The organism is Lamprobacter modestohalophilus, from assembly GCF_016583905.1.
In the GTDB taxonomy this organism is placed as follows: domain Bacteria; phylum Pseudomonadota; class Gammaproteobacteria; order Chromatiales; family Chromatiaceae; genus Lamprobacter; species Lamprobacter modestohalophilus.
The window spans coordinates 16,349-27,297 of record NZ_NRRY01000061.1 but is presented as its reverse complement, the minus strand read 5'-3'; the positions used below and the strand labels follow the sequence as shown (position 1 = coordinate 27,297).

Here is a 10,949-nt window from a genome sequence, read left to right as displayed (position 1 = left end):
GGGCTGGGGCTGGGGCTGCGGCTGCGGCTGATGCTGCGGCTGTGCATAGGATGCGCTTCGAGTGCCCTCAGCACCTCGCGACAGCTGACCGCGAGACAGCGTCCGAACAGCGGAGAGATCTCGGGGGCGGTGACAAAGTCGCCTGCCGCCCCCAACTTTGTGGCACCGGCGACGTAATAGCCCAGCCCTGGGGCATAGAGCGCAAGCTCCATGAAGCGGTCGAAACTGAGCTGGCCGCCCGCGGCCTTGATCTCAGCGCGGATCAGCGTCTCGAGTGCCAGGCGGTGTTGCGTGGCATGATCTTCGACATCAACCATCGATAGGGTCCATCAAGTTCTGTTGGTCAGCTGCGGTTGCAGCCAGCGCATCGAACCACAGATGATCACCGATTGACACAGATGCTCGCGTCTTCTGTTCCTGTGCCCCTATTTCTGTGCCCTATTTCTGTGCCCTGTTCCTGTAAACCGGTGTCTATCCGTCCGTCCGCATCTATGCTTCTGATCCTCTCGCAACCCGTCGCCTGCGCGTTCGCGTGAATCTCACGCGATTCATTCGGGGGGGCTCATGCGGCATCATGAGCCTTAGCCTGACACAGCAGCCAGACAAAAGGATCAGCGAGACGATCGTTCGATGTCGCGGAAATCGCCTACCTGGAGAAATCGATTGACTGATCAGCCAGCAGCCCATCCAGCGAGCGCAGTGCGCGGCGACCGAGCGCAAGACAACCCAGCGCAAGATGATCCAAGGCAAGCGTGCTCAGGATCGGGCTCGCTCCAGGGCAAGGTCGTCTTGATCACCGGGGCGGCACATCGCATTGGTGCGCGGATCGCGCGGTTGCTGCACGCCGAAGGCGCCCATCTATCACTGCATTATCATCAGTCTCGCGAGGCCGCCGAGGCCCTACAACAGTCGCTTGAGCGGGAGCGCAAGGGTTCGGTGCAGTTGGTGCAAGCGGACCTCTGCGACATCGCCGGCCTGACGACGCTGGTCGCCGAGGTCGAAGCCTACCATGGTCGTCTCGATGTTCTGGTCAACAATGCCTCCAGTTTCTATCCAACGCCGCTCGAGGAGGCGACCGAGACGCAGTGGGACAACCTGCTCGGCTCGAACCTGAAAGGACCGTTCTTTCTGACGCGAGCGGCCGCCCCGCTGCTGCGCCAGCGCTGCGGCGCGGTGATCAATCTGGTCGACATCCATTCCCAACGCCCACTCAAGTCACACCCGATCTATTCGATCGCCAAGGCCGGTAATGCGATGATGGTGAAGACACTGGCGCGGGAACTTGGCCCCGAGGTGCGGGTCAACGGCATCTCGCCGGGCGCTATCCTTTGGCCGGAGCAAGGGCTCTCGGACGCGACCAAGGACGAGATCCTATCGCGCACCGCGCTCGGGCGTGCGGGGACGCCAGATGACATCGCCCGGACCCTGCTGTTCTTGGTGCGCGATGCTGATTACATCACCGGCCAGATCATTGCAGTGGATGGTGGCCGCACCTTGCAGCAATGATCACGGTCAGTAGCCTCGATCCGCACATCAGACAAATACTGTGAAGCAACCTGAGATCAATGGTTGAGATCAGATCACTGGTTGAGATCACCGGCTTGAGATCACCGGCGTTGTCCCATGACCCTCATGCCCCCCCTGATCCAGTGATCTTGGCTGAGCGGCAAATCGACACATAGGAATCCAATGACTGACGAGAAGAAGGCCCTCCTACATCAAGGCTCTGACCGAAGCTCGCCGTATCCGGTGAGCCGGCTGGCGCCGGCATTCCAGGCCCCGGCGCTGGCCGAGGAGATCGAGCGTGCCGAGTCCATGCTCAGCGCGCGCACCAGCGCCAAGCTGCGCGTCATCGCCGATCAGATCAAGGCGTTGCAGGCCGAAGCGCGCAAGGCCCTGGATGAGGCCCGCGACGAGCATGCCCTCACGCATGCCGAGTGCGCCTTCAAACGCCTGCCGGGGAAGATCTACCATCTCTATCGCAAGCCCGATGGCAAGCGCTACTTCTCGATGCTCTCCCCCGAGGACTGGCGCGGCGCGCCGCCGCACCCCTACTTGGCCTCGTATCGACTCGAAGCAGACTATTCTTGGACTGCGCTCGAAGATTTGGATAAAGCGGATGACACCGGCGATCTGGTGCAGCAATTGCTGCGTATTGATAGCTTGTCGCGCAACCTCGACTGAGACCGAGAGCCGCAGACTCAGGCTGGGCGATGCTGGTGACGCTGGCTGTTGCGATGGGCTTGCCGTAATGGGCTTGCCGTGATGGGCAAACGCCTTGGTCGGTATTGCAGCGCTCTGAGTGGTTGTCTGTGATGGCGTTCAGGCCCGGCCGGATGCACGCTGTTGCTCGGCCGCGACGACCACCCGGTTGCGCCCACTGGCCTTGGCTCGATAGAGCGCGGCATCGGCCCGCGCCAGCAGCGCGGCGGCGTCGAGCTCGCCGACTCGGCTGGCGGCAATGCCGATGGAGATCGTGACCGGAGGTAATTCCCCATCCTGATACAGGACACGTAGAGCCATGATGTCGCAGCGGATACGCTCCAGCCGACCCCTGGCCTCTTCCGCGGTGGCATTCGGCAGGATCAGCGTCAGCTCCTCACCGCCGTAGCGGCAGGCGAGGTCGTCGGCGCGCAAATTGCGGTTCAGTAGCGCACCGACCCCCCGCAGCACCTCATCGCCAGCATCGTGACCATAGTGGTCGTTGAAGCGTTTGAAGTGGTCCACGTCTAACATCGCTGCGACTAACAGCTTGGCCTCACGTTGGCACCGGTGGAGCTCGCGCGGTAGGGTCTCGTCGAGATAGCGGCGATTGAAGAGTCCGGTGAGCTGGTCGCGGATGGCTGCCTCACGCAGCTCTTCTTGCAGTTGAAGGTTCGAGAGCGCCAGCTTGATCGACTCGCTGACGGCGAGGGTGAGGCTGCGCAGCTCTCGGCGCTGCTCGGCGTCGATCGCATTGGCGAGACTGATGTGCAGTAGACCGAGCGTCTCGCCGCGCACCATCAGGGAAACCCCGAGATAAGCGCTGGGCGGCGCTTGGACGAAGTGCTGACACTGGGTGCTGCTGGCGTGGTTTGACACTTCGTGGACGCTATTCAGTCGTATCGCCCAACAGTCCTCCGCTGCGAATCGCTCCGGCACCGTCTGGACATCGCCCCAGGTTGCGACGACCTTGAGCTGCGTGCTATCGGCCTTGTCTGGCGTCGCGAGCAGGCCGGCATGGCCCGCAAACAGCTCAGCGGCGCCTTGGGCAATGATCTGGTGGGCCTCCTCGCGGTTCGCGCAGGCGAGCAGTCGTTCGATCATCTGGTTGCGCTGGATCATCCAGGTGTCGTGACGTTGCAGCGATTGGAGGCGCGCGGCAAGCTGGTCGCGCTGGTGAGCAACCTCGCGGCGCAGTTGGTCTCGCTCTAACAGGTTGTGGATGCGCTGCTGGGTGATGGCGACGTTGATCGGCTTGAGGATGTAATCAGCGGCGCCACAGCGCAAGCCTCTCGACTCGGCATCGATCTCATTAAGAGCGGTCACGAAGACCACCGGGATCTCCCGCAGCGTTGGCATCGTCTTGAGCCGCTCGCAGGTCTCGAAACCATCCATGCCCGGCATCATCACATCGAGCAGGATCAGGTCGGGGGGCGACTGGGTGGCTAGTGCCAGCCCCTCGGGCCCGGATGTGGCGATTTGCAGATCGAACTCTTCGGACAGCGCCGTCCCCAAGATGAGGAGGTTTGCTGGCGTATCGTCGATGGCCAAGATGCGCGGGCGTTGGTCTGCCATGCGTTATAGCTCCCAGCCCTGGGTCTGGGCGAGCTGGCGCAACTGTTCCTGCGCTTGATCAAACCGGAACTGGGTCAATGCCGCGCCGATCTCGTTCAGCTCCATCGCGAGAGGCGTTCCCGCGACCTCCGCTTGCAAGGTCTTGAAGCGCGCGAGTGCATCGAGCTTGTGCTGTACCAACAAGGGCTGCAAATCCCTGATGAGGGCTTCCACCCGGACCGAGTCTGGTGCTGGCGCGATTGCCTTTGGCAGCCAGCGCTCGAGCATGGCCTGGAGGGCGTCGAGCAAGATCGGCTTGTCGAGGATATCGTCCATGCCCGCGCTCAAGCAGCGCTGGCGATCTTCCTCGAGCACGTTGGCAGTCAAGGCAATGATCGGCAAGTGCGCCTGCGCCTGGGGCTGTTCCTGGTCTTGCTTCTTGTCTTGCTTCCTGTCTTGCTTCTGGTCTTGCTCCCACTGGCGAATCTGCGCCGTCGCAGCAAGGCCGTCGAGCACCGGCATCTGGCAATCCATGAGCACCAGATCGAGTGTTGCACCCGGCGTGGATGTCTGCCAGGTTGTGACCTTGGTGAGTCCTTGCTGCCCATCTTCGGCGAGCGTCACGCTGAGTCCAAGTCTGCTGAGAAGCGTCTGGATCACCTGACGATTGATCGGATCATCGTCGACCACCAAGACCTGGCCGCTGGCCTGCATGGGGGAGACAACATAAGACGCCGCATCAGGATACGGCGATGTCGGCAGGGCCACGCACGGTGCGCGGAGGCGGAACCAGAAACGCGACCCGCGTCCAACGGTGCTTTCGACGCCGACCTCGCCCCCCATCAACCGCGCCAGGCTGTCGATGATCGAGAGGCCAAGACCGGTGCCGCCATAGCGCCGCGTTGTGGAGCTATCGACTTGCGAGAAGGGCTTGAACAGTAGGTTCTGGAGTGATGGCTCGATCCCGAGACCGGTATCGGAGACGGAGAATTCGAGCAGAGCGGTATTGTGATCCCGCGAGAGCTCGGTCGCCTCCAGACGGATGCTGCCTTGTTGGGTGAACTTGATTGCATTGCTGAGCAGATTCACCAGCATCTGGCGCAAGCGATGCGCATCGGCCTCATAGCCCTGTCCTGGCGGACCCCGCCAGTCCTGCTCCAGTTGCACAGTCTTGCTCTGAGTATGCGCGGCAAACAGCGCATGCACATCCCGCAGCAACACCGCGGGCGAGAAGGGTGCCAGGTCGAGCTGTACCTTGCCGGCCTCGATCTTCGAGAAGTCGAGGATGTCATTGAGCAGTTTGAGCAAGGTCTGGCCTGAATCCAAGATGGTCCGCGCGTAGTCCTGACGGTCGTGATCGGTGAGCTGCGGCAGCGAGAGCAGCTGCGCCATGCCGAGAATGGCGTTCATCGGAGTGCGGATCTCGTGGCTCATGGTTGCGAGAAAGCGGCTCTTGGCGATATTAGCGCTATCGGCCGCTTCTTTGGCCTGGTAGAGCTCTGTGACGTCGACGCGGAAGCCGACGGTATGGCCAGTCGGCGTGCGCCGCTCGCGCACTTGCACCCAACGCCCATCGCTGAGCTTGCGCAGCACTTCGCGGTCCCCCTCGCGGTGAGCCGCCAGTTGCTCGGTAATCCAGTCCTCTTCGCTAACGCAACCGCCATGGCGATCCTCAAGGGCCATGTATTGCCCATGGGTAACGCCATGGCGGAGGATCTCTTCGAAGCTGCGGCCGGGCTCGATGATGGCCGCCGAGCGCGGAAACAGCGCTCGGTATTCTTCGTTGCAATAGACCAGTCGATCCTGCGGATCAAAGATGACGAAGCCCTCATGGATGGTTTCGAGGGCAGAGCGCAGCAAGGCCTCGGCCTCTCGCAACTGCTCCTCGACCTCCTTGCGCGCGGTGATGTCCTGGTGCGTGCCGGACATGACCCCGGGCTTGCCCTCAGGCGTCCAACTCATCACCTTGCCCCGGTCCTGCATCCAGACCCAATGCCCCGCCTTGTGACGCATGCGCAGCTCGCAGCTGTAATAGGGGGTCTCGCCCGCGAGGTGCTGCTGCAGCAGCGCGGTCGAATGTTTTAGGTCGTCTGGGTGGGTGACCTGCATCCAGGTGTCGATGGAGATCGGCGCCAGTTCCTCCAGCGTATAGCCAATCATCTCCGCCCAGCGGGCATTGAACAGGGTCTCACCGGTTTCGATATTCCACTCCCAGGTGCCAGCTTGGGTGCCATCGATGACGTTTTGCAGGCGTTTGCGCTCGGTGTCGAGGGCGGTTTCTTGGGCGACCCGCTCGCTGATGTCGACCAGGCTTCCGAGCATGCGCTGGGGGTTGCCGGCGGCGTCACGCTCGACCACTTGGCCTCGATCCAACACCCAGATCACCTGTCCATCCTGTCGGCGCATGCGATGCTCGTGATGATAGAACGCACGGCCTGCCAGGGCATCCTGTATGACCGACAGTACCTCGGCACGATCGTCCTCGTGCAGTCGTGCCTTGAGCTCCTCGAACGGATGCTCGGCGGCCAGGTCCTCGATGCCCAGAATCTCAACCCAGCGCTCATTGTGGGTCACCTGATTGGTGGCGATGTTCCAATCCCAGAGGCCTTCGCCGGTGACTGCGAGAATGACGGTATAGCGGCGTTCGCTAGTCAGCAGCGCCGCGGCGATGCGCTCGCGCTCAGTGACGTCGTGGATGATGGAATACAGCGCTGGTTTGCCGCCATAGTGGAAGGGTCCAGAGTGCACCTCGACCTGGCGCACCTCGCCATTGGCCAGGCGATGGGGGAAGAGGAAACAGTCTTGCTGTTGCTGATGCGCCGCTTGCATCTGGCGCTGAATCTCATCGGCCGGCAGCTGATTGATGTCCGCGATGCGCATCCGTTGCAGCTGGTCTTGGTCATAGCCATAAAAGCGCTGTGCGGCCGGGTTGGCCTCAAGGATGGCGCCGGTGTCTGGGTCGACGAGAAGCATGACCGCCTTGGCGCTCTTGAATAGGGCGCCATAACGCGCCTCGCTGTCGTCGAGCTGCGCTCGCAATTGTTGCGACTGATGTTCGTCAGAGCGCTGTTGGCGACTGATGGAAGCGATGATGATGAACAGGAAGACATCGATGGTGATGCCGCCGGCCGCGACAATCAGTGGCTGTGCGCTCTCCGCGGCCGACAAATAGCTGGGCAGCGCATGCAGCGATAGCGTCCAGAGGTGTTGATTGACTGGCATTCGCACCAGCGCGCTGAGGGCGTCGGAATCCTTCGGGGTCAGCGCAGTGAGCGTCGCTTCGGACGGGTTGTGGAGTAGTAGGCTGCCACGCGAAGGGGTGTCGCCATCGAACAGCTCCAGATCGATTCCGCCTTGATCGGCGCCCAGGATGCCCTCGAGAAAGTCCTTGACGCGAAACGGGCTATAGACAAAACCCAGCAGCGCCGCGCGCCGCTCGGCGATGGTCGTCACCGGCCAGCCTGGACGATACAGGGGCATGTACATGAGAAACCCGAACTGGACATCCTCGTCCGTCTCCTGCACCAGCGTGACCCGGCCCGATATCGCCGGCTGGCCAGAATCTCGCGCGCGTTCCATCGCCGCGCGCCGGACCGGCTCAGAAAACATGTCGTAGCCGAAGGCGCGCTGATTGCGCCAGTCGAAGGGCTCAAGATAGACGATGGCGCTGTAGGTTTCGCGCTCACCCTCGGGACGGATGCTGTAGTCCGGGAATCCCTCGGCTCGCACCGCTGCCTGATGTGCCTCGCGTTCGCTCGAAGACAGCATGAGGCTGAAGCCGAGGCCCTGAATGCCGGGGAAATTCTGCTGCAGCTGCAGATCCGAGACGTATTGGTGCCATTCCTGGCGTGTGACCTCGTCTGAGGCGTTGAACAGGCCGGCGCCGCCGCGCAACGCGGTCTCGTAGGTGAGTAGGCGCTTGCTGATCGCCGCGACGATATCCTGTGTCTGGAAGCGAAACCGCTGCTCCGCCTTGGCGCGGATGGCCTGGGCTGAGATGGACCAGGCCAGTGCCGTGAGGACGAGCGACAGGGCTAGGATCACCCAGGCGGTGATGCGATGATGTAACGCGCGCTTGAGCCAGTGCTGAGGGTTGAAGTTGACGCTTGCCAAGCAGCGGGCCGAATTGGGCAATGGCATCAGCTTCTCCACTGAAATGAGTGAGTGCTCTGCGTTTCGCCTATAGTATCGCCAACGTCCAGGCAATCGCTGAAGGCGGTTTCGGTTTCTACATCGAGCGCATCCAAGAGGCGTTACTGCTGGGCTAGGATCTGGATCGGCAGCTCGACCCAGGCCGCTAGCCCTGCATCCGGCCGATTCTCGAGCCAAACCTGCCAGCCATGCGCTTGCGCTAGCTGTTTGACGATGGCGAGCCCCAGCCCGGTGCCTCCGGTGTTCGGGCTGCGGGAGTGCTCCACGCGATGGAAGGGACGAAACACCGCTTCCAGCTCGGCGGTCGGGATGCCCGGCCCGAGGTCCAAGACGCCAATGCGGCAGTGCTCAGCAGACCGCTGAGCCTGAAGCTCGATCGGGCGTGCCCCGGCGTAGCGCTGCGCATTGTTGAGCAGATTGGAGAGTACCCGCCGCAAGGCCTCGACAGCGGTCTGCATCTCGATGCTTGGGCAGCGTACCCGTACATCGGCACCGGTTGCGCGTGTCGCGGCTGCAAGCTCCTCCAGGAGTGCGGACAGCTCAACCGGCTCGGAGGGCTCTTGACTGAGGCCGCGCGCGAGCATCAGCACATTGCCAATCAGCTGATCCATCTCGCCGATATCCTGATCCAACCGCTCAATCCAGGCCGGGTCAGGTCGGCGCTGGAGCATTTCGAGTGCAAGACGCATGCGCGCCAGCGGTGTGCGAAGATCGTGGGAAAGCCCTGCGAGCAAGGTGGTGCGCGCCTCGAGCAGCTCGCGGATCTGCGTGCTCAGCCGATTGAAGCGGTGCGCCAGTCCGGCCAGCTCACGTGGGCCTTGCTCGGGCAGGAGGGTCGGCGTCTCGCCTCGGCCAAGGGTCGCAGCGGCGCTGTCGAAGCGCTTGATCGGCGTCAGGATCACGCCGCCCAACCACCAGGCGGCCAGGGCGGCGAGCAGCAGTCCAACGCTCAGCGTCAGCAGCAAGGCGGCCAATGGATGTGGGCCGACGCGGCTTTGCGGAAAGCCCAGCCAGAGGGTTTGGCCGCCGCTCGGCAGGCCTGCCCAGAGCCACAGCGCGTTGGCCTGCTTGGCCCCGAGGATCTTGATCTCCTGGCCGGTCCGCGCCCTGAGCCGGTGCTCGAGCGCGCGCAGATAGAGCCCGTGTCGATCCTGTGGCTTGGCGTCAACCGGCGGCGTCGTGCGCAGCTCCAGGCCATGGGCGCGCAACAGCTCCTTCTCGAAGGCCGGGCGCGTCCCGGGCGGCAGCTCGCTGCGCGTCTGTGCTGACAGCACCATCAGCCCAGCGAGATCAGCGGACGCGCGCTCGGCCATCGGCAGCATGAGCAGGAACACGACGGCCAAGGCTGAAACGAGCTCGAAGAGGACGAAGATCAGCGCCAGGCGTAGCGCATTCTGCTGGCGCAGGCTGAGTCGGTGGGGCGAAAGCGCTCGCGCTGGCTCAGCCATCGGCGCCCTTGGGATTGAACAGGTAGCCGAGCCCACGAACGGTGCGGATATAGGCCGGGTGGGCGGGGTCTGGCTCGATCTTGCGCCGCAGACGCGCGACGCGTAGATCTACCGTGCGATCGTAGGGATCGCGATCATAGCCCTTGAGGAGGTCCAGCAGGATATCGCGGGTCAGCACCCGGCCGGGTCGATCGATCAGCACCTCGATGAGGTCGTATTCGGCGCTGGTCAGGCCGACATCGACAGCGTCGGCGAGGAGTCGGCGCGCCGCTCGGTCGAGCCGATAGGGACCGAAGCAATCGCGCGCTGAGACCGCTGCGGGGGCGGCTTGGGCGCGTCTCAATAAGGCCCTTAAACGCGCCAGCAGTTCGCGCGGGCTGAACGGCTTGGCCAGATAATCATCGGCGCCAAGCTCTAGCCCCACCACCCGATCGATCTCTTCGCCGCGCGCCGAGAGCATCAGAATCGGTACTTGGGACCGCGTCCGCAGCTCCCGCGTCAGGGCCAAGCCATCGCTGCCGGGTAGCATGAGGTCGAGCACGATGGCATCTGGCATCGCGCGCTGCATCGCCTCCTGCATCGCCTGGCCGTCTTCAGCCAGGTCAACGACGAAGCCGGTATCGGTCAGATAGGCTTGGAGGAGATCACGCAGCGCGGGATCATCGTCCACCACCAGAATACGAGCAGGCGTGATGTTCATGCGTCGAGCTTAGCGAAGATTCGGTCCACAAGCTGCAGCCGCATGCGGCGCTGATACAAACGGATACAGAACGCGCGGGCGCTGACATGCCAGCGCGATGTCGCGGGACCAGAATGCACCAGGTCAGCACTGAAAACATCCTGATGACGAAACGCCTAATCCTGCTTTGCCTGTTGATCGTGTTGCCCGGTCCAATGACGACCTGGGCCATGGAGCCCGCTGGGCTGGACGCCGACGCCGGTAGTTTGGATCTGCGGCTATTGCAGGAAGACCTCCCGAGAGGGAGCTGGGCGCCCCGGTCGCCGCGTTCTGACGATCGGCTGCCGAGTCTAGGCACGCCGCCGATGCAGGGGCCGGGGAAGCGTTCCCAGGGCGGGTTTCGCGGCGACCTGCCCTATGGCGCCGGCTACGAGGCCCGGCAGGGACAAGGCCATGGAGCCGCAGGCTCAGGCATGGGTTCGGGCTCCGGCTCGGGTATGGGCTCCGGCTCGGGTATGGGTCAGGGCGGCGGTCGTGGTCGCGGTCGATGAGTGCTGATGTCTCATCCACTGAAATAAGAGGTCTCGCGTATGCAACGCTCGTTAATGATCAAGGCTCTGGCATTGGCCACCCTAACCGCCTGTGCGGTGACGCTAGAGGTACAGGCCAAAGGCGGTGGTGGTGGCGGTGGCGGCTATGGCCAAGGCGAAGGAGGCGGCGGTCAAGGCAAGATGACACAGCAGCGAAGCCAGACGCGGGCTCAATCCGGCTCAGGTGGCGGACAGCAGGATGGGGAGATGCTGCGGACACAGACCAGAAGCTTCTCCGAAGATTTGGCACAGCGGCGCGCGATTCGACAGGGCAGTGAGTAATCGGCTGCAGGTTGCAGTTGCCTGAAGCGCAATGAGTCGAAG

General features: G+C 63.1%; 8 protein-coding genes and 1 pseudogene. 4 read left to right on the top strand and 5 right to left on the bottom strand.

Translation table 11 applies throughout. From position 1 onward, the window contains the following. Positions 1–317: pseudogene (locus tag CKO42_RS22800) on the bottom strand (hypothetical protein); the annotation flags it as partial. A 346-nt stretch (positions 318–663) separates the two neighbouring features. Here CKO42_RS22800 and CKO42_RS22795 point away from each other — a divergent pair. Next, a complete protein-coding gene (locus CKO42_RS22795; protein ID WP_274608958.1) occupies positions 664–1,506 on the top strand; it encodes a pteridine reductase in 843 nt (280 codons plus the stop codon). 183 nt (positions 1,507–1,689) lie between these two features. Next, complete coding sequence (locus tag CKO42_RS22790) at positions 1,690–2,184, top strand: DUF2452 domain-containing protein (RefSeq protein ID WP_200249540.1); 495 nt, start codon at positions 1,690–1,692, stop codon at positions 2,182–2,184. Between the two features lie 138 nt (positions 2,185–2,322). On the opposite strand, the gene CKO42_RS22785 is transcribed toward CKO42_RS22790, so the two are convergent. The 4 genes from CKO42_RS22785 to CKO42_RS22770 all read right to left on the bottom strand — a co-directional run bounded on the left by CKO42_RS22785 (position 2,323) and on the right by CKO42_RS22770 (position 10,056). Further along, positions 2,323–3,777 carry a diguanylate cyclase gene (locus tag CKO42_RS22785; protein ID WP_200249536.1) on the bottom strand — a complete coding sequence of 485 codons (1,455 nt, stop codon included), beginning with the start codon at positions 3,775–3,777 and terminating at the stop codon, positions 2,323–2,325. 3 nt (positions 3,778–3,780) lie between these two features. After that, positions 3,781–7,896 (bottom strand): CHASE domain-containing protein, encoded by a 4,116-nt coding sequence (locus CKO42_RS22780; RefSeq protein ID WP_200249525.1) that lies wholly within the window; start codon positions 7,894–7,896, stop codon positions 3,781–3,783. Between the two features lie 113 nt (positions 7,897–8,009). Further along, positions 8,010–9,356 carry a HAMP domain-containing sensor histidine kinase gene (locus CKO42_RS22775; protein WP_200249517.1) on the bottom strand — a complete coding sequence of 449 codons (1,347 nt, stop codon included), beginning with the start codon at positions 9,354–9,356 and terminating at the stop codon, positions 8,010–8,012. Next, on the bottom strand, positions 9,349–10,056 hold the full coding sequence (locus CKO42_RS22770; RefSeq protein ID WP_200249506.1) for a response regulator: 708 nt from the start codon (positions 10,054–10,056) through the stop codon (positions 9,349–9,351). The genes CKO42_RS22775 and CKO42_RS22770 overlap by 8 nt, the downstream gene beginning before the upstream one ends. 143 nt (positions 10,057–10,199) lie before the next feature. Here CKO42_RS22770 and CKO42_RS22765 point away from each other — a divergent pair, with 143 nt between their 5' ends. Beyond that, positions 10,200–10,586, top strand: coding sequence for a hypothetical protein (locus CKO42_RS22765; RefSeq protein WP_200249499.1), 387 nt, complete (start codon positions 10,200–10,202; stop codon positions 10,584–10,586). 39 nt (positions 10,587–10,625) lie between these two features. Beyond that, positions 10,626–10,907 carry a hypothetical protein gene (locus CKO42_RS22760; protein ID WP_200249497.1) on the top strand — a complete coding sequence of 94 codons (282 nt, stop codon included), beginning with the start codon at positions 10,626–10,628 and terminating at the stop codon, positions 10,905–10,907. The last annotated feature ends 42 nt before the right edge of the window (positions 10,908–10,949 follow it).